Here is a 25,717-nt window from a genome sequence, read left to right on the forward strand (position 1 = left end):
ATTAGGCGGCTTAATTACCAACAGCTTGTACAATGCGTATCTGTTTTTCGTCCGGTATCTCTTGGTAAGACAAAACTCTTAAGCTTGGGATCGTGTTTTTCACGAACTTCGCAAGAGTGGAACGTAACACGCCAGAAGTCAGTAACACGGCGGGCTCACCTTTCAGCTCTTGCTCTTGCGTTGCATGGCTGAGGGATGTCTGTAAACGTTCGGCTAAACCAGGTTCAATACCAGCAGATTCTCCGCCGGATGCCTGCATGGTTTGATGCAAGATTTGTTCCAGCTCAGGAATCAAGGTAATCACTGGCAATTCAGGCTCTATACCATTGATTTCTTGAACAATTAATCGTTTCAAGGAGATACGAACCGCAGCAGTAAGTATGTCAGGTTCTTGACTCTTGCTTGAATACTCCGACAAAGTTTGGACTATAGTGCGGATATCTCGAATTGGGATGGCTTCATTCAGCAAATTTTGTAGCACTTTCACGACCACGCCAAGTGGCAATTGGTCTGGTACAAAGCCTTCAACCAGCTTAGGTGTCGAACGACTTAACATCTCGAGTAAGTTTTGTACTTCTTCATGACCAATAAGCTGTGATGCATTGTTGGTTAACAGTTGGCTGAGATGTGTAGCCAGCACGGTAGACGAATCTACAACCGTGTAACCTAACGCTTGTGCGTGTTCACGCTGTTCTTCTCGAATCCACACCGCTTCTAATCCAAAAGCAGGGTCAATCGTCGGCTCACCATCGATCATCCCATAGACTTGGCCAGGGTTAATCGCCAGTTCCATATCAGGCTTAATTTCAGCCTCACCCACAGCAACACCCATCAAAGTAATTCGGTAGCTGTTTGGCGTGAGTTCAAGGTTATCGCGGATGTGTACTGCTGGGATCAAGAAACCAAAATCTTGAGACAACTTCTTACGAACCCCTTTTACACGCTCAAGCAGTTCACCGCCTTGATCTCTATCTACTAACGGAATCAAACGATACCCGACTTCCAAACCAATAATATCAACAGGTTGAACATCATCCCAAGAAAGTTCCTTCTGGGAACCCGTTTCTCCATTCGCTTCAACCGTAGCAGGAAGGTTAGGCTGTTCAGCTTTTTTCTTGTTCTTTTTATCGATGTAATACGCACCTGCACCTGCAACGATGGCAAGACTCAAGAATGAGAAATGCGGCATACCAGGAACAATACCCATGATGCCAAGGATGGCGGCAGTGATCATTAGGGCTTTAGGGTTGTCGAACATCTGAAAGACAAGTTGCTCGCCCATGTCTTCATCGGTGTTTTGACGCGTTACCATCATCGCCGCAGCAATAGAAAGTAATAGAGACGGGATTTGCGCAACCAGACCATCACCGATAGTCAGTAGCGTATAGATTTCGATTGCTTCACCAAAACCAAGGTCAAACTGAGCCATACCAATGCTCAAGCCACCAATGATGTTGATGAACAGGATCAAAATACCGGCTATTGCATCGCCTTTAACGAACTTAGACGCACCATCCATCGAACCGTAGAAATCCGCTTCTTTGGTGACTTCAAAACGTCTGGTACGAGCCTGATCTTGGTCGATCAAACCCGCATTCAAATCGGCATCGATTGCCATCTGTTTACCGGGTAAGGCATCCAACGTGAAACGTGCACTTACTTCCGAGATACGACCCGCACCTTTGGTTACAACCATGAAGTTGATGATCATTAGAATCAAGAACACCACTAAACCAACCGCATAGTTACCACCGATAACCACGTTACCAAAAGCTTCAATCACGTTACCGGCAGCATCGCCCCCTTCATGACCGTGGAGCAATACCACACGTGTCGAAGCAACGTTCAAGGCCAGTCGAAGTAGAGTGGCAATCAGAAGTACCGTTGGGAATGCAGCAAAGTCCAAAGGCCTGCGGGTATAAACCGAAACCAATAGCACAACCATAGACAGTGCAATGTTGAAGGTGAAGAACATATCCAACAAGAAAGCTGGAATTGGCAACACCACCATAGCGAGCGTGGCAAGTACCATAACAGGCGCGCCAATCGCAGGCATGGCACGGTTAGGGATTTTAGGTAGCTTGTCCGCAAAAGGCAGGGTAAATTTCATAAATCTGGGTAGTATCGCTATGTTGTAGCTTTTCCACCAAGCGAATCGAGGCTCAGGGCTAAGCTGTATTGCCAAAGTTTATAGCAATAAGGTTTATAATGGTCAGGTTTTCCCTGATCGGACTTATAATGTTCGGCATTGATATAGCAAGCACTGTACCAATATCTCAACGTCAATTTATCGTCACAACTTACAAATAAAGACGATCAGATACGGTGACCATTATCCGGCTTCATTGGGCTGAGCTCAAGCAATTGATCTAATGACGTAAATCAGGTGGGATCGGCATATTAGAATCTTGCAATTTTGGCCTCTCCCCTCCTCTTTTTCTGTACTGCTTCAGCTGGAATACATATGCAAGAACTTGAGCTACAGCTGTAAACAGACCGTCAGGAATTTGCTGTTCTAGCTCGGTAGTGTGATAAAGCGCCCTAGCTAACGGAGGCGCTGGAATAATATAGATGTCGTTTGCACGTGCAATTTCACGAATCTTCATCGCCATATGATCGACACCTTTGGCAACGACTATTGGTGCTTTATCTTGATTCTGTTTGTAGCGTAGAGCGACCGAAAAGTGCTCCGGGTTGGTAACAATCACATCAGCCTGAGGAACATCAGCCATCATACGTCGCTGAGCCGCTTCTCTCTGCAACATACGAATACGACCTTTAACTTCAGGCTTACCTTCGGTGTCTTTGAACTCATCTTTCACTTCTTGCTTGGTCATCTTAAGTTGATCGGCGTGTTGCCAAATCTGGAATGGGATATCAATCGCCACCACTATCAACAAAGAGCAACTGATAAGCAGAATAAAGTTAAGCAAGATATCCAAGGCGTGGAAGATATTCTGCGGATACACGTCCATGCTCAATTGCATTAAGTCATGTTGAGATGCTTGGATAAGATAGATAGCCATGCCTGATACCAAAGCGACCTTCAAAATAGATTTCAGCAGCTCAACCCAACTTTGTAGGCCAAACATACGCTTAATACCGCTCAAAGGATTGAGCTTAGACGCCTTAGGCATAGCGGCTTGCATCGAGAAGTTAACACCACCGACGCCCGCAGCACCAATCACAGCCGCCACAAACAAAGTGATGAGAATCAAGAACAGTGGAAACAGCAGATTGACCAAGGCACCACCCGCGATTTCCAGCAGCTTATTGGTATCAAAAATTTCGTCACGGCTGAGCGAAAACAGGCGTTGCATGGCCTCGAACAAAGCTTTCGCCATCGATTCGCCAAACCACATTAAAGAAATCGCGCCTACAATAAGTACCGACGCTGACGCTAACTCTTTTGACCTTGCAACCTGCCCTTTTTCTTTGGCCTGTTGCAAGCGTTTGGGCGTGGCGTCTTCTGTGCGTTCTTGACCGTCTGACTCTGCCATTTCAGTCTCCTAGCAATCCAACCTGATGAGACGACATATCTGCTGCTCTCCTTGTAACCAATACAGCTCATAGTGGCTATATAAGCCGCCAAGAATGTACCAACAAAGCAACAGACCCACGAGTAGCGCAAACGCAAAACCCAAAGAGAATATATTTAACTGAGGTGCAGCACGTGTCATTACACCAAAAGAGAGGTTAATCGTGAGCAGCGCAATAATGCCAGATAAAGACATCGCCAACGCTGTTTTGAACATGATACCCAACCACAAGGCTAGCTCTCTGAAATCAACAGCGGTTAAAGAACCACTGCCAATAGGTAATGTGGTAAAGCTAAACACCACCAGCTGCAGCATTTTTAAGTGGCCGTCTGTCGCCAGAAAGAACATGGTCGCGAGCAACATAAACAGCTGACCAAGTACTGGCGTATTCTGACCGTTTGCTGGGTCAACCATAGACGCGAAGCCCAAGCTCGATTGCATACCCAGAATCTGACCGAGCATAACAAAGGTTTGAATCAAAAACTGAGTGACAAACCCCATGGCGACACCAATCACGATCTGTTCAAAAACCGTCAGAAAGCCTTGAAACGAAAGTAGTTCAATGTCTTTAGGGACGGCAGGAATGGCAGGCATAACCGCAAGCGTAATTGCTAAGCCTAGATACAGACGAATACGTGGCGACACAAAGCGCGCCCCGGTTACCGTCATCACCATCAGCATGGCTGAGATGCGAGTATATGGCCAAAAGTAATTGGCTAACCACTCGAGTACTAGACTTGTTGGGTATTCCATTGCGGTTTAATACAACACTTGCGGTAAGCGTTCAATGAGTTCAAAAAAGAACTCCATCATCATCTGCGTCATCCAGTGAGCAAACAACATTAACGCCAACAAAGTTACGATCAAACGAGGCAAGAAGCTGAGGGTTTGTTCATTGATAGAGGTTGCAGCTTGGAATACCGCCACGACCAAACCAATCAGCAGGCTAGGAATAATAATGGCGCACACCATTATCAGTACCATCCAAAGTGCATCTCGGAACAATTCTACGAATATTTCAGGATTCATTATTCCCCCAGCTACAAGGCAAAACTGCCGGCGAGTGTGGAGAGTATCAAGTTCCAACCATCAACAAGGACAAACAGCATCAATTTAAATGGCAAGGATACAATCATCGGTGACAACATCATCATACCCATGGCCATCAGCACCGAGGCAACGACTAAATCAATAATTAGGAACGGCAAGAACAGCATAAAACCGATTTGGAATGCCGTTTTTAGCTCTGACGTGATAAACGCAGGGATCAGAACCGCCATTGAAACATCTTCAGGGTTGGTCACTTCCGCGCCCGAGATCTCAACAAAGGTTTCCAAATCTTTGATTCGAGTCTGCTTGAGCATGAAGGATTTAATCGGGCCTTGGGCGACATCGAATGCCTGTCGTGCCGATATCTGTTCATTCAGATAAGGTTGAACCGCTTGCTCATTGACCTGATTGATCACCGGAGACATGATGAAGAAGGTCAAAAATATCGCGATACCAATGATGACTTGGTTTGAAGGTGTTTGTTGCAAACCCATCGCCTGACGCAAGATAGACATCACCACCACAATACGGGTGAACGACGTCATCAAAATCACCATCGCTGGCAAGAAGCCAAGCATGGTCATCAAGGCTAAGATTTGTAAATTAATCGAGTAGTCTTCGCCGCCACTAGCATTGGTTGTCATGGTAAAGGCAGGAATACCGCCACCATTTCCCGTTAGACTGCCCGTGGTCATGGTTTGCGATTTAGCTTGGTCTTGCTCCATCGTACTAATGGTCACCGACTCTGAACCAGCCGTATTCGCTGGAATCACGGTGCCATCTTCAGTTTGTGCAAATACCGACATGCTGAAGACTAGAGAGCAGAGGAGAATGAGCGGAACTAACCACACTTTCACCATTCGGAAAACTCCGCTTTGGCAAAAGTAAGATGAGTTCAAAAGTCCGTTACTTGTTTGCATCTTTTTTTATTAGCTGGGAAAGCTGACTTGAGAATGTGCTTTTTTCCAGCATCTCCTGAGTAAGAGGTTTATCAAGCTTAGAGATCAGCTGAATCGATTGGGTAGTGATACCCACTAGATACTGATCCTCACCCGCTTGAACGATAGCAATACGTTCTTTGGTTCCAACCGCTATCTGCCTCACAATGGACAACCCTTGTTGATTGGACATTGTTGGCACTTGCATTCTCTTAAGCAGCCAAGCGATAAACAAGATGAAGGCTATAACGAAAATTAGCGACCCAAAAGTGGTCGCTAAATCGAGAGAAGGCGGCGTTGCAGCAAAGGCAACGGAAGGCATAGAAAACAGGCCTATGCCTATTAGTCCACGAAGCAAACCCGTCATCCCGCGAGATAAATTGGTCACTTCGCGAGACAAGCCCACTAGCCTTTGAGACGAAAGGCTCATTAACGTAGCTTCTTAATACGTTCTGTTTGGCTAATCACGTCAGTCAAACGGATACCAAACTTGTCATTCACGACAACCACTTCGCCGTGCGCGATCAAAGTGCCGTTAACCATTACATCCAATGATTCACCAGCAATTCTGTCTAGCTCAACAACCGAACCTTGGTTCAATTGAAGTAAGTTACGAATACTGATCTGAGAACGGCCCACTTCCATTGAAATGGTTACTGGAATATCCATGATGGTATCCAGTTTACGACGCTCATCTTCAGAAATCGGCGACGACGAATCCGTTAGCTCATCCAGTGGCGCCGCGAGAACATCATCAACATCAATTGACGGTGCTGAAGGGTCTTCACCAAGTGCTGCAGCCCATTCGTCTGCTAGCTTTTGATCTTCACTAGGTTCCATTACCAATTCCTATACATTTAAATTTTGCTAATCGTTATCATCGCTGTTTTCTAGTTCAGACATCAAGTCTTTACCTAGGAAAGCGAGATCGGTTTTAACCACGTGCGGTCTTTGAATTTTTTCAGAAATCTGTACGGCCAGCTTTTCACCTGAGCGTCCCATTTTCACACGGTAGGTTGGTAGCTCTTCAACGAACATCGTCGCATGTTCTGGCATATTCATCGGGATAACATCGCCAGGACGAAGTTCCATCAAATCACGCAAAGAGATATCTTGCTCAAGCAAATTGACACGGAAGTTGACTGGCACATCCATGATTTCATCACGCAGTGCTGAACTCCAACGAACGTCGGTTTCCATCTTGTCCGATTGCACACCCGCATCCAGCAATTCACGAATCGGCTCTACCATGGAGTAAGGCATAACCACGTGGAAATCACCACCGCCGCCATCAACCTCAATATGGAACGAACTCACCACAATCACTTCTGTTGGGCTGACGATATTCGCCATACTCGGGTTCACTTCTGAATCCAAGTATTCAAACTCAACGCCCATCACGGGAGACCAAGCTTCTTTGTAGTCTTCGAATACAATTTTAAGCAGTAGCTGGATGATTCGTCTTTCAGTTGGCGTAAATTCACGACCTTCAATCTTGGCGTGGAAGCGTCCATCCCCACCAAAGAAGTTCTCTACCAAGATGAAAACAAGACGAGCTTCCATGGTGATCAGCGCCGTGCCTTTTAGCGGTCGGAAACGCACCATGTTTAAACTGGTCGGTACATACAATGTGTTTTGGTACTCACCAAATTTCATCATTTGTACGCCGTTGATCGACACTTCAGCCGTTTTTCGCAACATATTAAACAAACTAATCCGCATATGACGCGCGAAACGCTCATTGATAAGTTCAAGGGTCGGCATTCGACCACGAACGATTCGGTCTTGAGATGAGAAGTCGAAATTAACCGCATTCTCGTTTTCGGACTCTAAGACATCTTCAACTTCTTCAACATCGTCGACACCATGTAATAGCGCATCAATTTCGTCTTGGCTTAATAAATCGGTCACAAATTACCTATTGAATTACGAAGTCAGTGAATAACACTTTTTCAATAACAGGCTGACCCACTGCTTGAGCCAGACTTGCTTTAATATCTTCTGTCGCCTTGTCACGAAGTTCTACTCGCCCTATCGGAGAGCGCAATTGGTCTACCGTTGCAGAGGCAAAGGTCGCCAATAACGTACTTTCAACGAGTGGAGAGTGGTATCGAGCAAGGTCTTCATTCTTGCTGCCTCGTACCATAAGCTGCGCTTTGATCTGTACCAGACGATCTTTTTTGTCACCGGTGACATTGAACAAAAAAGGTTGTGGAATATTAACATACATCACAGGTTCAACCGCGACTACAGCGGTAGCAGACTGAGATTTCGATTCAGAGGCATCGTCACTAGAGCCCATAAAAAAGAACACAGCAGCACCGATAGCAAGCAGTAAAACAACGACAGCAATTATGATTATAAGTAGCTTACTTTTCTTTTGACCTGGGGCTTGTTCTGCAAACATATTCTTCTCTAACTTCCTGTTATTTCCACGGACTAACGGATCTAAACCTGATACTAGGCATAATAACTAATTCCATCACGCTTTGATGCGACATTCAATTCAAGATTGCTGCCGTTATCAAGGTTTTCATCACCTTGCCCATCATTTGTGCGGTTAGAGCCTGATTGTTGTTCACCATTGTTATAGCTATTTTGGCTCTGCCCAGAATTCTGTTGTTGGACGGACGAATCGGCCAGTTGCATACCTTGTTGAGCAAGCATCTCTCTCAAACGTGGCAAAGTCTGCTCAATCACATCTCTGGCTTGTTGATTGCTCACCGTAAAGTGCACGTTCGCCACGTCATTATTCATGCTCATGCGAATTTTCATCTGACCCAACTCTGGTGGATCGAGGCGGATATCCAAGTTCTTAAGGTTCTTAGACATCATCATTTGTACTTTTTCTGCCACTTGCTCATTGGCCAGTTCTTTAGTGAGTTGCAAAGGAGCTTGTTGAGCAGCTTGAATCTCAGCGCGTGTAGGAGCCGAACCAGTCGTTGCAGTACCTTGAACACCAGCGGCAGATGCTATCTGCTGAGCCAATGTCGAATCTTTGGAGTCTTCTCTAGCACCTGCCTTTCCAAGACCAGACAATGCAGCCGTGCCAGCGCCAGCTTTGAGCAACATATCCGTTGCACCCGCTTTAGTCGCTGCTACCGGTGTATTCATTGCCAAGCTTTGCGCCGTTAAACTCGGGTCCAAGGCTGCTTGTTGTGCAGAAGCGGCATTGCCCTGCTGAGCTGTTAACTGTTGCGCGGCAGCCTGTTGAGCCGCGTGCGCATTATTGGCATGTAACATTGTTGCCTTGTCTGCCACAGCATTAGTTGCAGCTTGAGATGACATCTGTGACGTCGCTTGTTGGGCTGCCGTCGCAACAGCCGCTGTCGATGCCACTGCTGCTAACGCTTTGGCTTCAGCCGAATCCGTATTATCCCACTCAATTGCGGCTGTTTGACCTAATGCACCGTTCAAGTCCGGAGCTTGGCTTAACAGAGCGTTTGCTTGCTGTTGAACATTAGTGAGTTGCTGGTTCAATACTTCGAGGTTAGACGTCGCTTTAGCCAGAGCGGTTTGCTCATCAACCGACAACTTAGCCCCGCTTTGTTGCTTTTGAAGCAGACCATCGACGATTGACTGTTCTGATTCGATTTGCGCATTCAATTGGTTCAACGCTTTGGTTTGAGCGTCAACCTGCTTTGCGAGATCAATATCTGCTGGCGAGATTGCTTGACCTTGAACAGCCGCAACATCGCTAGCCGCATTTTTTTGGCTCAGTTCTCGGCTCATACTCGTTTCGATTTGCTCGGGAGTAACGCCTTTGTCCATCAATTGACGGATTTCATCATCTGTCAGTTGAGAAACGCCTTTACCACCGGTAAGCACTGCGATTTCAGAATCGACGTCCAAGCCATTATCTTGATTTGCCACATTGGCTTGTAGTGCCGCCTTGTCCATTTCGCCTGTAGGGGAAGAAGCCCCTGCAACAGAAGCACCCGCGATATGACCTTGAGCTTGCTGAGGCAAGCCTTTGCCGTTCGGTGTTTGATTGAGCGTTTTATTTGCCTCATCCAACTGACCAAGTAATTTGTTGCCCTCACTCATTGCAGCATTCGCTTGAGAGGCACCTTGAGGTTGTTCCCCTTTGGCTAGCGATTTCTCGGTGAGTGCATTGCCATCGGTTGGATTCGATGAGCTTGTGCCTTCCAGTGTCGGTTCTAATTCAGACGTTTGTTCAGCAGCCATTTTTTCAGTGACAGCCTTTTCATTAGAAACTTTTTCAGCCTCCAACTTTGCAGAAGCTTGCTTAGTTTGAGCTTCACTTGCTGCGTCTGCGCTCTTAGATTCACTACCATCGCCTTTAGTCACTTCAGAAGATGCTTCATCTTCAGCAGAACTCGATTTAACCGATGCACTGTCGTCACCCGAAATCGAGGTTTGGTTACCGTCAGATTTAGAGGCGCTGTCGGCATCTTTAACTGTTGTTTTACTGTCACTTTCTTCAAAGCCTAGCGCTTCTTTAAAAGACTCAAAGAAACCTTTTGAGTCACCGGTTTCTTCTACCTTTGGAGAGGCAGAACCGGTGTCCAACAATGATGACGTTTTGTTGGTCGCTGAATTTGAGGAAAGACTAACATTCATATATACAAGCTCTATCTACTAGCTTTGCTGCCACAAACTAGGCAACAAAAAGAAAGTCGGGCGTTTTTCATACCGTTGTCGGGCATAACACGCAATTTTATATAAAACGGAGCAAGAAACATGCCTATAAGTTTCGATTTTACAATCTGCCGAACAATACCTGCATCGTTCGTGGCTTAGGATCACATCTTCTTTCGGCCATACATCAGAGTCGAGAACTCATCCATTTGTTTTTGTTCTCTTTGGTCTTGCAGTTTGGCTTTCTCTTTCTGCTTTTTCTCCATCAACCACTCGTAGGATTTACGCTTTTTACGTAGTTCCATCCAATAGTCTTGGCAGTTATCGACCTGATTTTTGAAGTGATGTTCCGCTTCTCTTTGCTTGGAAAGCGTTTCGTCAAGCTGAGTCAGGAATCGATTCAAGTGACCATATTGGCTAGCTGTAAGCCCCGCTTTACCTCGGTCGATCAATTGCTGACAGTAATCAAGTCGGTATTTTTCAATCTGCGAGACCTGATCGTAGTAACCTTGTAACTCAGAATTCGCTTTGTTTAGCGCCAATACGGCTTGGTTCTCTTGGTCTTTCGCTTGATCGAGAAGAAATTCTAACGCGTTATCCATGATTGACCTTATTCAACACGGCCTAGCCCCCTAACACATGCTTCAACATGTTGACGCACATGTCATAAGGAACCGTTTCTTTCATTTTCTGTTGTAAGTACTCATCCAATCTCGGTTTCAAGGTGAAGGCACTATCAATGGCAGGATCAGCCCCCGGTTTGTAGGCGCCAATCGATACCAAATCTTGGTTCTTACGACAAATAGACAACACTTGGCGCACTGCTTTCGACATCAAAACATGTTCTTCAGTGGTAATTTGAGGCATAACACGACTGACCGACTTCTCTACATCAATCGCAGGATAATGACCGGCATCGGCCATCTCTCGAGACAACACAATGTGACCATCCAAAATCGCTCGCGACGCATCAGCAATCGGGTCTTGCAAGTCATCACCTTCGGTTAGAACAGTGAAGAAAGCGGTAATAGAGCCTTGTTCATCATTACCGTTACCCGCTCTTTCCACTAGCGCAGGAAGCTTGGCAAACACAGATGGCGGATAACCTTTGGTTGCTGGCGGCTCACCGACCGACAGAGCGATCTCACGTTGTGCTTGAGCAAAACGGGTTAGTGAATCCATCAACAGCAAAACATCTAAGCCTTGGTCTCGGAAATACTCGGCAACGGCTAGTGCGGTTTGGCAACCCTTCAAACGCATTAATGGTGATGAATCCGCAGGAGCGGCGACAACTACCGAACGTTTACGGCCATCTTCGCCAAGAATCTCTTCGATAAATTCTTTAACTTCGCGTCCACGTTCACCAATCAAACCCACTACGACCACTTGCGCCGTTGTGCCTCGAGTCATCATACCAAGCGTGACCGATTTACCGACACCGGAACCTGCAAACAGGCCAATACGTTGACCTTTACCCACCGTGAGCAAGCCATTGATGGCCTTCAAGCCGACATCGAGTGGCTCAGAAATAGGTTTACGAGCTAAAGGGTTGATGGGTTCTGCGTTAAATGAAGCGCGTTGCTCGGTATAGATTGGACCTAGCCCATCAAGCGGGTTACCTACGCCATCGATCACACGTCCAAGCAGTTCCATCCCGACAGGAATGCCACTTTCAGAGGTCACTGGAGTAACACGTGCACCCGGTAAGATCCCCGTGATTTGCTCACTCGGCATCAAAAATAGATTATCACCGGAGAAGCCAACCACCTCGGCTTCCATCTGACCAGACATGGTTTCGACCAAGCACAGACTACCAATCGGAGCTTTACAGCCAGTTGCCTCAAGCGTTAAGCCAACCACACGCACCAACTTACCTGAGGCAATCGGTCGTGATTTCAGCCCTTCGACTTTGTATTGGCTTAGGCGATTCGCGAGTTCAAGCATTACTCATGACCTTGATGACGATTGGCGCCACAGAAGTTTTGAATCACGTTTTTCACGCGATCTTCCATGCGGTAATTAACACTCGACTCACCGGCTTCGATTTGCACATCACCACGGTTGAGTGCAGGCTCTGCTACTAGAGTCCAATTCCGACATTCCAGTTCAGAGTCACCATGTGCAGAACGGATAATCGCAACATCTTCAGGGTTAAGTTTTAAAGTGATTGCGTGACCAGAGATCGGCAATGACTCGACCGATTCTTTCACGGTATCTAATATGATTTTCGGGTTGGTTTGAACTTCAACATGAACGACTTCTTTAACCATGGTTAATACCATGTCGACCAATTGCTTCTCTACCTGAGCGTTCATTAGCTCTAATGGCTGTGCGAATTGGTTAGCAAGCCCCATAAAAACTGCGACCTGTTGTTGAATATATTCTTGCCCAGCAGTAACACCTTCAAGCTTACCCGCTTCATTGCCCTCTGCATGACCCGCAACAAGTCCTTCTTCTTTGCCTTTTTCGTAGCCCTGCTTAAAGCCAGCTTCTTGCCCTTGGTGAAGGCCTTCCTGATAAGCGCCTTGCTTGATCAGTTCGATTTGCTCTTCAGTCAGAACAAGCTCTTCGTCTTCAATGGCTTCTTCAACTGTGGGCATCCAGCTAGGGTCGTAATTAAACGCCGTCTCTTTAGCATTTTTACTCACGTCAGAAGTGTAATCAGGGAGCCCCCATTTTTGAGGCTGGGCAACCGTATTATCTTCATCGGGACGAAGGAAGCCGCGTTTTCTATCACCTGACATATCAGTACCTATCTATGTGTGAGTCAAACTACTATTTAAATTCAGAGAGTTAGACTTAAATAATTGGGATTTCGAGATTGGATAAAGAAAAGCCCCAACACTGTGGGGCTTTGAGATTTCGTATTAGAGGAACTCGTCGGCACCGCCAGATAGCATAATCTCGCCACTGTCTGCCATTTTCCTCGCAATACCCAAGATCTCTTTCTGAGCCGCTTCCACTTCAGAGACTTTCACTGGCGGCATCGCCTCAATATCGTCTCTCATCATATCGGCAGCACGTTTAGACATGTTCTTGAAGATCTTCTCACGTAGACCTTCATCGGCACCCTTAAGTGCTTTCTGAAGAATATCTTGTGGAACATCACGCAGCAATCGTTGAACGCCTTGGTCATCAACTTCGATAAGGTTTTCAAAGACAAACATAAGATCTTGAATCTGCGTTGCCATGTCTTCGTCTTGATCTCGGATTTGATCCATCAAGACACCTTCGACGTTATTATCCATGTAGTTCATGATTTCAGCCGCAGCTTTCAGGCCACCAATTTTGGCTGCTTGAGCACCAGCTTGACCCGCAAACTGTTTCTCCATGATTTCGTTCAATTCAGCAAGCGCCGAAGGTTGAACTTCTTCAAGGTTAGCAATACGCATCATTAAGTCTAGACGCACACGTTCAGGGAACTGAGATAAGATCTCAGCTGACTGATCGGCTTCTAGGTAAGACAATACAATCGTTTGAATCTGAGGGTGCTCGTTGATGATAATACTTGCCACCTGACGAGGATCCATCCACTTAAGAGAATCCAAACCTTTCGAGCCTGTACCCAGAAGGATCTGGTCAACAAGGTTATTCGCCTTATCTTCACCCAGAGCCGCCACCAATGCGTTACGCATGAAGTCTTCACTGCCCATGCCGATGTTAGTGTACTTCTGAATATCATCTAAAAAGGCACGGTGAACTGCGCCGACTTTCTCTTGCGACAAGTCCGTGGCACGTGCCATCGCACTACCTACACGTTGAACCTGCTTAGGCTCTAAGTGACGAATAATACCGGCCGCATCTTCTTCATTGAGACTCAATAACAAGATTGCTGCGCGTTCATCACCCGATATCGAGTCGATGTCCACACTAGCGACATCAAGCACTTCACCGCCTTCAGCTTGTTGTGGAACAATTTCGTTAGCCATCTGCCATCCAATTCTTAACTACTTGAGCTGCTAGCTCTGGTTCATTCGCTACAAGAGCACGTACTGCTTTAAGCACATCTTCGTCTTTATGAAGGTTAGGTAAATCTATACTCGAACCGAATTCGAACAATTCACCACCTTCGATATCGCCACCAATCAGGCTGGTTTCGCCATCGGCGCCAATCGGCATGCCATCAGGGCCGTACATCTGATCATCATTGTCTGCAGCTGGGTTAAGCAATTTCTTCATTGCTGGGCGAACCAGAACCAACACCACTACAATAATGACCAACGCACTTGCAAACCAACGGATCCAATCGTTAAAGTTTGGATGCTCCCAAATTGGTACATCCGCTACGATATCGGTCACTTGAGGCGCAAATTGCATGCTCAATACATTAAGTAGGTCACCACGAGTTTCATCAAAACCCACAGTACCGATCAATACCTGACGAATCGCATTGATTTCGCTCGCTGGGATTGGCGTGTGAACGACTTCACCGGTATCTGGATTCAACGACTGGCGATCTTTGATTGCGACAGAAACCGTTTGGCGATTAACCGTGCCACTTTGCTTACGCTCATGGCTGATGGTGGTATCTAGCTCGAAGTTTCGAGTCGCTTCTTTATGAACCGAACCCTGCCCTGTCAACGAACCGTCTTTCATCTGAGCAACATCTTGAGGAATAGAAGCATCTGCCGGTGGTTGATTGCTCAAAGCACCTGGGATACCTGCCACGGTATTGCCATTGTTGTAATCTTCTAACGTGTATTCACTTCGTGTTGCTGGTGTGTTCGGGTCAAAACGCTTTCTTGTTTGCTCTACCGCGCTAAAGTCGAGTTGAATATCTACCTGAGCGGTGTAATTACCAAAACCAAGAATAGGGATAAGAATAGAGTCAATTTTTTCGCGCAACGCTTGTTCTTGGTTGCGTTCGAGTTCGTGCTCTTTGCGACGAGCTGTGGACATTGGGTCTTGAGAACCTGAGCTCAGAAGTCGACCGTGCTGATCGGTCACAGTAATACGCGAGGTTTTCATTCCCGGTACAGCACTGGCTACCATATCAACAACAGAATCCACTTCTTGTTGTTTTAGGTTGGCGCCGGTTTTCACCGTTAGGAATACAGAAGCGGACGCTTCTTGATTGTGTCGAACAAACACACTTTGCTTTGGCAAGGCCAGTAAAACCTGCGCTTTACGCACCTGTTTCATCTGTTCAATGGCTTTCGCAAGTTGTCTTTCACGACTTAGTTTTAAGCGCTCTTGTTCTAAACGTTGCGATACGCCAAAACCCATGTCTTGCATGAGGATGTCGTCACCTGCGTTTCTCTCTTGATTCAATCCCGCTCGTACCATATTAAGCTTCAGTGAATTGTACTCACTGGCCGGTACTGAAATGGTGTTACCTTCAAGAGAATACTCGATCTTCTGTAGATCTAAGTAATCAAGAACTGGGATCAACTCTTCTGTTTCATACGCCCCTAATGGACGCATTTCTGGCTCTTTAACCCAGAAAAACAGCATCACAATAAGCGCGACACAGATAGAAATCGAAAGGACTAAGACGACCTGACGAAGTAAATCAAGATCACCTACGGCCATGTCGAACTTTGATGAACTGCGTTCACCTAGATCGGGATTTTGCCCTTCTCCGTCTAGCTCTGAACCGGCAATAAGTGCGTGGTCGTTGCTATCGCTTACGGCTAAATCTGTTGTTTGACTATTTTCTGCCACTATTCAACTACCTAACTTATACCGGCATATTCATAAGCTCTTTGTACGACTCGACCAATTTATTTCTAATTTGGATCGTCGCCTCAAAGGCCACACTAGATTTATTCCGAGCGATCATCACATCGGATAGAGATACACTCTGGTCACCGCTATCAAAGCGAGCTTGAAGATCGCCAGAGGTCTTTTGTAGTGAGTTCACGTTATTGATGGCTTGCGTCAACATATTGCCAAAGTCTGCACCAACCGCTTGCCCCGTTGCAGCGGGACGCGCGCTAGCAGCTTCAACCATCATTGCCTGCATTTCGCCTTGTAAACCATCTATTCTCATCTACTACCTCAGGAGTCAAAATTATGACCATCTATTTAGCTGTATTATTGACAGAGCAATTAGCGTGCCACACATTAATTTGACTAGACATCGTACTACAGCAGTCAGAAATCTGGCACCACTAATCTAGCCTCAGTTTGGGATATCTATTCCAGCATCACGCATTTTTGCCAACTTATAACGCAGCGTACGTGGACTAATTCCCAATTTTTCGGCCATCTCTTTACGGCGGCCATTACAAGCAATCAATGTTTCAAGAATAATCGCATACTCTTGATCTCGAAGCTCATTTCCAAGCCCTTCGCTGCCTGCCACAACTTTATTGATAGGATTCGCTTCAGCAATCGGCTTAATTTCTGGCGCTGCAATACTATTACCTTCAACAATTTGTTGTAGGCCACTTGCGTCTTGCCAATCAACACCTTCAAGTAAGATGTGTTCACCTGAAATATTTTCTTGCTCACTCAGAATTAGCGCGCGCTGCACGACATTATCGAGTTCACGAACATTCCCCGGCCACGGATAATTGACGAGTTTACTGATCGCTTGCTCGGATAGAGTAGGAACAGGCATACCGAGTTTGGTGCAATGACGTTCAACCAAATGCTTCGCAAGCGGCTCAATATCTCCTTTACGTTCACACAGGGCTGGCCAAGTAATTGGGAATACATTCAATCGGTAGTATAAATCTTCACGGAAATTCCCTTCAGACACGTACTGCTTAAGGTCGCGGTTACTGGTTGCCAGAACACGGACGTCCAGTTTGATGCTCTTACGACTACCAAGACGTTCAACTTCGCGCTCTTGCAACACACGCAGCAGTTTCGCTTGTAGGCTAAGATCCATTTCACTGATCTCATCCAACAAAATAGTACCGCCCTGCGCTTGTTCAAATTTACCTGGGCAAGCTTGAATAGCGCCAGTAAATGCGCCTTTGTCGTAGCCAAACAGTGTCGCCTCCAACATATTATCTGGAATCGCGGCACAGTTAATCGCAACAAACGGACCGTCTTTGCGGCTCGAAGCGTTGTGAATATAGCGAGACATAACCTCTTTACCAGAACCACTTGGCCCTAGCACCATCACGTTGGCATCGGTTTTAGCCACCTTGTCGGCCAACATCATTAGTTTGATGCTTTTCTCATCGGCAACAATGGCATCGCCATTATCGTCCGATTTCACGGGAGCGTAACGGCTCACCATATTAAGCAGCACTTCAGGCGCAAATGGCTTTGCCATGTAATCAATAGCGCCTTCTTTCATTGCCGCTACCGCGTCTTCAATGTTGGCGTAAGCCGTCATCAATAAGACCGGAAGATTTGGCCAATGCTGCTTGATGTTTCTTAGCAGTGCTAAGCCGCCCATACCCGCCATCTGTACATCAGAGACCACGATATCAACGGAGTTCGATTTCAATTTTACCAGAGCATCTTCCGCACAATCCGCTTCTAGCCATTCATAGCCAGCAAGTGCGAGTGTATCGACAAGGGCTTCGCGTAGACCTTCATCATCTTCGACGATTAACACTTTGCTTTGAGCCATAGGATTCTCCAGTGTAAATTCAGTTAAAACTTATTCATTTTCAGAAGAAGTGCTTCTCTCTAACGGCAAGCACATTGTAAAACATGCACCGTCCCCTTCTTCTGATATTAATTCCAATCGGCCTTCATGTGCTCGACAGACCATTTGCACAACCGCTAACCCCAAGCCGGTACCTTGCGAACGAGTGGTAAAGAAGGGTTCCATAATTTTACCTTGAAGCTCTTTCGGTACGCCGGGGCCACTGTCTTGTACTGATATCTTAAGTTCGCCGTTTACGGGCCTAAAGAACACATCAATCTGCGATTCCTTGCCAGCAATTTGCACTGCGTTCAAAACTAGGTTGCTCAGAGCAGACGCAATAGCATTAGCGTTGCCAAACATCTGAGTCTCTTCGCCTTCCACTTCCTGGCAATAATCAATCTGGTTCGATTTTAATGCCGCTTCCACCATTGGGTGAAATTCAGTGATCAGTTCAGCGACGGTAAACGGCTTCACAACCTTGTTGTCGCCACCTTTGGCAAACAACAACATGTCATTCACTTGCTTCTCTAAGTCATGCAATCTATCCATAAGCTTAGATTGAAAACGTGTCTTTGTAGCCGGAGGTAAGTTAGGCGCGGCAAGATTCGACGCGTATAACATCGCGCTCGAAAGCGGAGTTCGTACCTGATGCGCCAACGAGGCAACCATTCTGCCTAACGACGACAAACGCTGAAGATCACTCACGCGAGACTGTAGAAGACGAGTTTCTGTCAGGTCGGTAATCAAAATAAGCTGACCCGTGGTAGAAGCTGAGATCGCCAAGCGAACCTTACGTCCGTTCTTCAATGAAATCTCATGTCCATCATCGTCTTTAGGGTCAAAGGCACTTTGAATCACCGAAAACCACTTCTCACCCACTAACTCAACACCAAGAATACGGTGTGCTTCTGGGTTAGCTTCTCTTACTTCCCCATGAGTATCTAACAAGATGACACCTGCTGGCATCACATCAAGCACTTGCTTATAGCGCTCAACCTGCTGTTCAACTGAATCTAGGTGTGATTGATTTTCTGATTCGTGCATGTCAAAAATTTGCCTCAAATACTAAAACAGCCTGACACGTAAAACACGCGTCAGGCTATTTGCTATATTTATCACATAGTTAAGCAAGCAACAACTCGACTATGTCCTTTCTACTGTCTCAATCAAAACGATGTTTTAACTCAACACCCGTCTTAACTTGATACCGCTGAACGCGAATCTGAGCTCTATCGCTGTAGATTATATTTACGCATTTTTTCAACCAAAGTCGTTCTGCGCATTCCAAGCATGTCGGCAGCACGAGCAACAATTCCACCCTGAGCCTCCAAAGCTTGATTGATCATGTTCACTTCCATATCAGCGAGAAGCTCTTTCAAATTTACACCTTCAGGAGGCAACTCTTGAGGTGCATTTGCGTTATCAGCGAGATCGTCTTGTTGGTCAAAGCTGAAATCCTCTGAGAACAAGTCTGCCAGAGCATCACGTTCTTGCTCTTCCTCTGATACAAAGCTATTGAACTCTGGTTGGAACTCAGGAATATCACTGTATCGATATTTAGTGGGCAGGTGATTGACGTCTACCAAACTGTTCGGGTAGAGGATAACCATACGCTCAACTAAGTTTGCTAGTTCACGAACGTTTCCTGGCCAGTAATGCTCCATCATAGAGTTAATCGCTCGAGCAGTGAAACAGATAGGCATGCTGCCTTCCGCTTCCATTCGAGTCATCAGCTCTTGAAGCAGCAATGGAATGTCTTCTTTGCGATCTTGAAGCGCAGGCATTTCGATCGGGAAGACATTCAAGCGATAGTAAAGATCTTCACGGAACGAGTCATCGTCGATCATGTCTTCAAGGTTGCGGTGTGTTGCCGCAATCACGCGAACGTCAGCTTGAATCGTGTTGTTACCACCAACGCGTTCAAAGCATCGCTCTTGTAACACGCGCAGCAGTTTAACCTGCATCGCCATTGGCATATCGCCGATTTCATCAAGAAATAGCGTGCCACCTTCAGCTAACTCAAAGCGCCCTTTACGTGCGGTAATCGCTCCGGTAAACGCACCTTTCTCATGGCCAAACAGCTCACTTTCCAATAAGTCTGGCGGAATCGCGCCACAGTTCACTGGTACGAAAGGCCCAGAGCGACGCTTAGAATGATAATGAATGTTTCGAGCAACCACTTCTTTACCTGTACCTGATTCACCAAGAATCAGTACATTCGCGTCAGTTGAAGAGACTTGTTCAATTAAGTGGCGAACTTCTTGAATGCCAGCACTTTGCCCAACGAGGCTACGAAACAGTGTGTTATCACGTGCAGAAGAAACAACTTGGACACCTTTACGACCTAAGAAGTCTTTACAGTGTCTTAATGCATCACTTAATTGAGGATAATTAAGAGGCAGCTCTAATTCGCCAACATAGTTGGTGAGTTCATCGACCGAATGATTATGCTTGCCAATAACAAGCAATGGGATGTGATTTGCGTGAACGAGCTTTTCATTGAGTAAAGCGTTGAAGCCTTTACCTTTAATTGAGCCAATAATGCAGCCTGACCACTGTAGTGACCAATCCACTTTACGTGCTTGTTCCGAGCTGATTACTTCGCAGCTCTCTCCTACAAACTCTAATATTGTGCTTAAATTGTGACGATCTTGAGAATTATCATCGACGACAAGCAGTTTTGCCAAACCATGCATAAGTAGGAATTATTGCCTTTATTTTGGTGCGATGCGGAAAAACGGTGAGCAACGTAATCTATAAAACAGAAGAATATATCAATGATTATGTTTTACGTGGACAAATTAAGGAAATCAGCAACGAAAAAAGCCATTAGGCTATCTAATGGCTTCTATTTTATTTGATTAAAAAAATAAGGCAACCAACCAATTAACGTAAGTGTCGCTAGTTGGAAGGATAGTTTTTCTTTAAATACCTACGTCAGCAGACGTCAAGTTGTGATATTCGTTCGGAATTTGGTCCCAAGCGCTCTTAATTTCGCGGATAATATCGATAACATCATCAATTGGCTGTGGGTCATTTTTGTGATTTGCCGCAGAAATTTGCGTGATCATGAACTCATAAAGTTGATCTAGGTTTTTCGCAATATCGCCACCATCGGCCATAGAAAGGCAACTACGTAGGCTAATAATGATATCTAGAGCCTTACCAAGACGCTCACCTTTCACTGGAATGTTGCCCGCTTGCATTGCCGCTTTACCTTGAATCAAGCGTTCAATAGCACCCGCCATCAACATTTGTACAATCTTATGGGGTGAGGCAGCTGTTAGCTGACTATCCACTGATACCTTTTTATATGCCTGTAAAGAACCGCGCATAGTAAACCTCTTCTATAAAAACTTTTTGTATTGTTGAACTGATTTAGCACCGTGACGGTATTTGTGTAGGTTCTTACCTACTCGAGTCGTCTCAGACTGCATCAATTCGACCAATTTTCTGGTTCTGGTAATGGCTTCAAACCATTCAGAACTTTGCTTAACGTCGGGGTGTGAGTCGATGAATTGAAGCACGTTTTGCAATAACTGTTCTCTGTTATCGACAAGCTGCGTTATTTCTTCAGCATTAATTTCACTAAACTCGAGCTTAGAGATAATTAATTGATCCAGTTCACAAAGCTCTTGAAGCTGGCTATTCATCGATTAGCCCAACGCATTCATCATACTGCCCAATTGAGACTGCATTTTGCTGGTCGCATCTTGCATAGCCGTAAACTTAGAGTGTGTCCGGTTTTGTAGGCTATCCATGCGACGGTCCAATGCACTTTGATCATCAACTAAGCGATAATTCTGTTCGACCAGACTCTTTTCTCGTGTACGAATAGAGCCCGTAATACCGGTGATGCCTTGAATTGCATCTTCCACTTTTTTGGCGAAACCATTGTTACCGCCAAAGAACTCACCCAACTTATCGAAGTTGTTGTTGAGTTGACGGTCAAGCATGTCGTAGTTGATCTCTAGCGAACCTTGTCTAGTTGTCGTGATACCAAACTCAGTCAATGATTTAAGGTTATCTGGCGCACCCTCAATGCTCGATGAGAAGACGCCTTTTAACCTTGAGTCGGCATTACGTACCGTACTGTCACCAGAAAGTGGGCCTTTTTGGCCTGTTGTTGGGTCAACACCCGCCAAGTCTTTAGAAACTTGATAAAACTGGTTATAAGAACTCACAAAGGATTCGATATCTTGGCGAACACTATTGCGGTCGTACTCAACACCGATTTCTGCCGGTGGCTTATCTTTCGGTGTTTTTCCTTTAACCGTAATATCGATACCTTCAACGGCATCTTCAATCACATTGTTATTGCTAGAAAGCTGAGCAACGCCGTCCAAAACCACCATTGAATCTTGGCCAGCTTGAACTTCCGTCATACCGCTATAAGTATCAAATGATTGCTGCGCTTGAGCTAGGTCGGCTTGTACTTTGTCGACTTTTTCCAATTGCTCACGCTCTTCTGGCGATAGCTTAGAGCGTTCTATGTTTTTAGCTTGTTCAGCGGTTAATTCGCCCTTTTCTACTTTTTCAGCCAGCTCAGTTTTTTCTTGAGCGATTTTCTCTTCAATACGAGCTTGTTCGGCTTCGAGTTTCTGCTGTGCTTCTTTTGGCGTGACGTATGAATCGGTCAAGGTACCTGATGCTGCATTTGACCAACCCGGAACATCGGGTGCTTTCTCAATTGCTTTTTCATCAAGCTCAAGTTCAGGTGAGTAATAGGAGTCTAGGAGCGTACCAGAGGCCGTCTCACTCCAACCTGGAATATTGTCTTCAGGCATGACCGACTTTGCAGCTTGAGCTGCGTCTAGGGCTGCCTGGCCGTCAGCTGCTGCCTGTTCGCCATAACTGAGGCTTTCGGAGCCTTCGTCAGCTGCTGTGGAATCTGTTTGGGTTGCCGGAATGATATTTCCGTTTTCATCGAGTGTTTCACTCGCATTAGGATCATCGTTAGCGATCGCGTCATCGATGAGTTCGACAGCTTTGCCTGCCGGCGTTAGAGCTAGGAGTTCTTGAGCAGCAAGGCGAGCTTTCTCTAACGATTCAACACGCTCTTCAAGCGTTCTATATTCGAGTTTTTTTAAGGGATTTGCAGAGTCGGAATCGACATTGATATTGATTTGTTGGTCAGAACCAGACTGATTGGAAGCAACGATAAGTCGCGGGCCTTCAACATCATTGATGATAGAAGCACGAACGCCTGGGTTTTTATCTGCGCCGTTAATTCCGCGAACAACCTCGATCAGTTTCGATCTATCGCTAACTTGTACGTCAAAGCTCTTGTCACCTAACGAAATCTGCAGCTTGCCTGGACCAAATTTCATGTCTTCTGACAAAACATCAGAAGCCACTTTATGGCTTTGGGCAAGCTGCAACACATCGATGGCATATTTGCCAGCGATCGCTTCGGTAGTCGCTGTTGCAGAAACCAGACCTTCATCGGTACTTTCGACTGTTCTCACGGCGAAAGCTTTCTCCTGACGAAAGTTTGTCATCAGATTTTTCATCGAATCGAGAGATTCTCTGAGTCTTCCATAGGCACTAATGCTGGTATCGATTCGCGTTCGTTCATTGTCGATTCGTTGCTGTTTAGGCACACGCTCAGAATCAACAATTTTGCTGACCATGGAATTGATATCCATGCCAGACGAAATCCCCATTGGGCCAAAACTCATTAAATCACCTCAATAATACGACTTAAACCTTCACCTCAAATATTCGACTATTTGAGTTTTGGGCTGCTAGGCGTCTTAGAATTTCAAGCATTTCTTCATCGGGAATCTGGCGAATAATATCTCCAGTAGTGGTCTCATAAATCGTGACCACATCTCTCCCCGATTCTTCATCGACTTTAAAGGCAACACCTTTATTGAGAGAAGAGATAAACTCGTTTACCTTCTCTACCATCTTGACTCGCTCTTCATCATTTAACTCTTGTCTATGTTGAGCCAATTGAATCGCCGCTTCAGTAGCTTCCTCTTTCGATTTCTCTACTTTGCCATAAGATGTTGCTTCTTTCAGTCGTGAAGTACTCGACGCACTACTACCTTCATCGCTTGCAAATTTAATGCCATTAGGTGAGCCATAAGGCTGGATGTTCGATGTGTTGGATGATATTTCCATAACAGTCTCCCTCCCTCCTTTGTGAGCCATACAGTAAAACTCTACCCAAAGTAGAGTTTACCGCTACTTACCGAAGTAAGTTTAGCCCAATAAGCTTAGAGCTGCTGATGGTGATTGTTTTGCTTGAGCTAGGATAGAAGTACTCGCCTGTTGTAGGATTTGAGACTTCGTCATTGCTGTTGTTTCTTTCGCGTAATCAGTATCTTTGATACGGCTCTTAGATGCATTAACGTTTTCGTTGATGTTATCTAAGTTGCTGATTGCGTGGTCAAAACGGTTTTGGAAAGCACCAAGAGAAGCACGGTTACTATCAACAGATTTCAGTGCGCCATCGATGATAGACACCGCTTCGTTTGCACCAGCAACTGAAGTTACGTCGATATCGTTAACAGTCACGTCTTTAGCTGCACCAATACCAAGTTCACCAGCAAGGCTGCCACCGAACTCAACATCACCATCAACTTTTTGGCTTGAAGCGAAAAGTTGCAGTTTGCCGCCTTCACCAACAGACGCTTTAACGTCTTGGCTTTGACCGTTGATGTAAGTTGCAAGCTCTTCCATATCGTTGCCTTCCTTCGCAGAAATAGACAACTCTTGTGCTTCACCAAACTTATCGTTGTATTTGATCGTTAGGTCAGAGCCCGCAGCCACACGCCATGAAGCATCTTTACCTTCAGTAACACCGTAGCTTTTGCCACCCATGTCTTGAGTGTCGGTACGCATGTTGTTCATCGTTAGCATTACTGCTTCACCAGAATCAGCACCGATTTGGAAAGATTGGCTACCGTAAGTACCGTTAAGAAGCTTGTTACCACCAAAAGAGGTCGTTTCAGCGATACGGTTAAGCTCAGTATTTAGAGCAGAGACTTCTTCTTGGATCGCAACACGTTCAGATTTGCTGTTTGAACCATTTGAAGATTGAAGAGAAAGGTCACGCATACGTTGCAGAATGTTGGTTGACTCATTCATTGCACCTTCAGCTGTCTGTGCAATAGAGATACCGTCATTCGCGTTTTTCACAGCCATATCTAGGCCACGGCTTTGCGACGTTAAGCGGTTAGAGATTTGTAGGCCTGCAGCATCATCTTTTGCGCTATTGATTTTATAGCCAGAAGACAAACGCTCCATTGATTTTTGAGTACCTTCAGCCGCGCTATTTAGGTAGCGCTGAGCCGTCATTGCAGACACATTAGTGCTTACATTAATCGCCATAGTTGATCTCCTTTAGGCATTTTTTAATGTACTTATGTGACTCTCACCTCACACAAATACATGTCAATTTTGTTTATGCACCAGTGTCTCTCTCACCTTACATTGGTACATATCATTTCTCTCAATCCCTTTAACGGCCCCTTAAGTAGAAGCTTTAATAAAAAATGTGCTTTTTTTCGTATTCTTTTCAACAACAAAGAAAAGTGTGATCGGGATTCAATTAATAGAGCGACATTCGCTAAAGTTTCCATTCAACTTGGATTAATGAGCGTGGCGTTGAATATAAAAACCAAAAAAGATCCCTGATATATAGTTCTACTCGATTCTGGGATGACGGCAGATGTCCCATTAATTTATGAACCACTCGTCATTGGTCACTGTGGTAAGTGAGATATTGAACAACGCTTCTATTAAAAAAACAGATTCCTGATACCTCGTTCTACTCGGTTCTGGAATGACGACAAATACCTTTGTTCAAACTGAAACATTATGCACTCAGGCCAACAGTGCTCATCTCGCGATGCTGTGAAGTCATCATCACTCTATCCCCGTCATTCCCTACAGTGAGGAACGAACGTGATAGGGAACCTCACTTTTACTCCTGTTCACCGACAGCGCACTTTTCCCAAATAACAGACAATAAAAAACCCAGCCGAAGCTGGGTCTGTTTAGCGCTCATCTCTCACCACGAG

General features: G+C 45.6%; 24 protein-coding genes. All 24 read right to left on the reverse strand.

All coding sequences use genetic code 11. The features are described from left to right. Positions 1-10 precede the first annotated feature (10 nt). A complete protein-coding gene (gene flhA, locus OW495_RS21405) occupies positions 11-2,110 on the reverse strand; it encodes a flagellar biosynthesis protein FlhA (protein WP_065104897.1) in 2,100 nt (699 codons plus the stop codon). Positions 2,111-2,369: 259 nt separating this feature from the next. Next, entirely contained in the window at positions 2,370-3,500 is a 1,131-nt protein-coding gene (flhB, locus tag OW495_RS21410) for a flagellar biosynthesis protein FlhB (protein ID WP_017110125.1), read from the reverse strand. A 9-nt stretch (positions 3,501-3,509) separates the two neighbouring features. Continuing rightward, positions 3,510-4,292: a flagellar biosynthetic protein FliR gene (gene fliR, locus OW495_RS21415; RefSeq protein WP_017110126.1), complete on the reverse strand. Its 783-nt coding sequence runs from the start codon at positions 4,290-4,292 to the stop codon at positions 3,510-3,512. Positions 4,293-4,298: 6 nt separating this feature from the next. After that, positions 4,299-4,568 carry a flagellar biosynthesis protein FliQ gene (fliQ, locus tag OW495_RS21420; RefSeq protein WP_029235191.1) on the reverse strand — a complete coding sequence of 90 codons (270 nt, stop codon included), beginning with the start codon at positions 4,566-4,568 and terminating at the stop codon, positions 4,299-4,301. A gap of 11 nt (positions 4,569-4,579) precedes the next feature. Then, a complete protein-coding gene (gene fliP, locus OW495_RS21425) occupies positions 4,580-5,509 on the reverse strand; it encodes a flagellar type III secretion system pore protein FliP (protein WP_170961333.1) in 930 nt (309 codons plus the stop codon). Then, positions 5,496-5,957 (reverse strand): flagellar biosynthetic protein FliO, encoded by a 462-nt coding sequence (gene fliO, locus OW495_RS21430; RefSeq protein ID WP_065113387.1) that lies wholly within the window; start codon positions 5,955-5,957, stop codon positions 5,496-5,498. Before fliO ends, fliP begins: the two co-directional genes overlap by 14 nt. Continuing rightward, complete coding sequence (fliN, locus tag OW495_RS21435) at positions 5,957-6,367, reverse strand: flagellar motor switch protein FliN (RefSeq protein ID WP_004739851.1); 411 nt, start codon at positions 6,365-6,367, stop codon at positions 5,957-5,959. The genes fliO and fliN overlap by 1 nt, the downstream gene beginning before the upstream one ends. A gap of 27 nt (positions 6,368-6,394) precedes the next feature. Then, positions 6,395-7,438 (reverse strand): flagellar motor switch protein FliM, encoded by a 1,044-nt coding sequence (gene fliM / locus OW495_RS21440; protein WP_017110130.1) that lies wholly within the window; start codon positions 7,436-7,438, stop codon positions 6,395-6,397. A gap of 7 nt (positions 7,439-7,445) precedes the next feature. Continuing rightward, entirely contained in the window at positions 7,446-7,934 is a 489-nt protein-coding gene (gene fliL, locus OW495_RS21445; protein WP_065104900.1) for a flagellar basal body-associated protein FliL, read from the reverse strand. A 53-nt stretch (positions 7,935-7,987) separates the two neighbouring features. Continuing rightward, entirely contained in the window at positions 7,988-10,111 is a 2,124-nt protein-coding gene (locus OW495_RS21450) for a flagellar hook-length control protein FliK (protein WP_102514432.1), read from the reverse strand. A gap of 182 nt (positions 10,112-10,293) precedes the next feature. After that, on the reverse strand, positions 10,294-10,731 hold the full coding sequence (gene fliJ, locus OW495_RS21455; protein ID WP_017104828.1) for a flagellar export protein FliJ: 438 nt from the start codon (positions 10,729-10,731) through the stop codon (positions 10,294-10,296). Positions 10,732-10,753: 22 nt separating this feature from the next. Further along, on the reverse strand, positions 10,754-12,073 hold the full coding sequence (fliI, locus tag OW495_RS21460) for a flagellar protein export ATPase FliI (RefSeq protein ID WP_102514433.1): 1,320 nt from the start codon (positions 12,071-12,073) through the stop codon (positions 10,754-10,756). Further along, complete coding sequence (gene fliH, locus OW495_RS21465; protein WP_065113389.1) at positions 12,073-12,873, reverse strand: flagellar assembly protein FliH; 801 nt, start codon at positions 12,871-12,873, stop codon at positions 12,073-12,075. Before fliH ends, fliI begins: the two co-directional genes overlap by 1 nt. Before the next feature lie 123 nt (positions 12,874-12,996). Then, a complete protein-coding gene (gene fliG, locus OW495_RS21470) occupies positions 12,997-14,058 on the reverse strand; it encodes a flagellar motor switch protein FliG (protein ID WP_017104826.1) in 1,062 nt (353 codons plus the stop codon). Continuing rightward, the gene (fliF, locus tag OW495_RS21475; protein ID WP_065104904.1) at positions 14,051-15,793 is read right to left on the reverse strand and encodes a flagellar basal-body MS-ring/collar protein FliF; all 1,743 of its coding nucleotides are present in this window, start codon (positions 15,791-15,793) and stop codon (positions 14,051-14,053) included. Before fliF ends, fliG begins: the two co-directional genes overlap by 8 nt. Before the next feature lie 16 nt (positions 15,794-15,809). Continuing rightward, positions 15,810-16,121, reverse strand: a complete 312-nt coding sequence (gene fliE, locus OW495_RS21480) for a flagellar hook-basal body complex protein FliE (RefSeq protein ID WP_010439327.1) — start codon at positions 16,119-16,121, stop codon at positions 15,810-15,812. A 132-nt stretch (positions 16,122-16,253) separates the two neighbouring features. Next, positions 16,254-17,663, reverse strand: a complete 1,410-nt coding sequence (locus OW495_RS21485) for a sigma-54 dependent transcriptional regulator (protein WP_102310679.1) — start codon at positions 17,661-17,663, stop codon at positions 16,254-16,256. Between the two features lie 30 nt (positions 17,664-17,693). Further along, the gene (locus OW495_RS21490) at positions 17,694-18,728 is read right to left on the reverse strand and encodes an ATP-binding protein (protein WP_017104823.1); all 1,035 of its coding nucleotides are present in this window, start codon (positions 18,726-18,728) and stop codon (positions 17,694-17,696) included. A 185-nt stretch (positions 18,729-18,913) separates the two neighbouring features. Beyond that, positions 18,914-20,380 carry a sigma-54 dependent transcriptional regulator gene (locus OW495_RS21495; protein WP_102308178.1) on the reverse strand — a complete coding sequence of 489 codons (1,467 nt, stop codon included), beginning with the start codon at positions 20,378-20,380 and terminating at the stop codon, positions 18,914-18,916. 228 nt (positions 20,381-20,608) lie between these two features. Next, positions 20,609-21,019, reverse strand: a complete 411-nt coding sequence (gene fliS, locus OW495_RS21500; RefSeq protein WP_017104821.1) for a flagellar export chaperone FliS — start codon at positions 21,017-21,019, stop codon at positions 20,609-20,611. A gap of 12 nt (positions 21,020-21,031) precedes the next feature. Further along, positions 21,032-21,337, reverse strand: coding sequence for a flagellar protein FliT (locus tag OW495_RS21505; protein WP_289888270.1), 306 nt, complete (start codon positions 21,335-21,337; stop codon positions 21,032-21,034). A gap of 3 nt (positions 21,338-21,340) precedes the next feature. Further along, positions 21,341-23,365, reverse strand: coding sequence for a flagellar filament capping protein FliD (gene fliD / locus OW495_RS21510; protein ID WP_102514436.1), 2,025 nt, complete (start codon positions 23,363-23,365; stop codon positions 21,341-21,343). A gap of 22 nt (positions 23,366-23,387) precedes the next feature. Further along, on the reverse strand, positions 23,388-23,813 hold the full coding sequence (gene flaG / locus OW495_RS21515; RefSeq protein ID WP_017104818.1) for a flagellar protein FlaG: 426 nt from the start codon (positions 23,811-23,813) through the stop codon (positions 23,388-23,390). An 81-nt stretch (positions 23,814-23,894) separates the two neighbouring features. Next, entirely contained in the window at positions 23,895-25,025 is a 1,131-nt protein-coding gene (locus OW495_RS21520; RefSeq protein WP_017104817.1) for a flagellin, read from the reverse strand. Positions 25,026-25,717 lie beyond the last annotated feature (692 nt).

Origin of the sequence: Vibrio sp. 14N.309.X.WAT.E.F5 (assembly GCF_030397615.1) — a bacterium.
Taxonomy (GTDB): domain Bacteria; phylum Pseudomonadota; class Gammaproteobacteria; order Enterobacterales; family Vibrionaceae; genus Vibrio; species Vibrio lentus.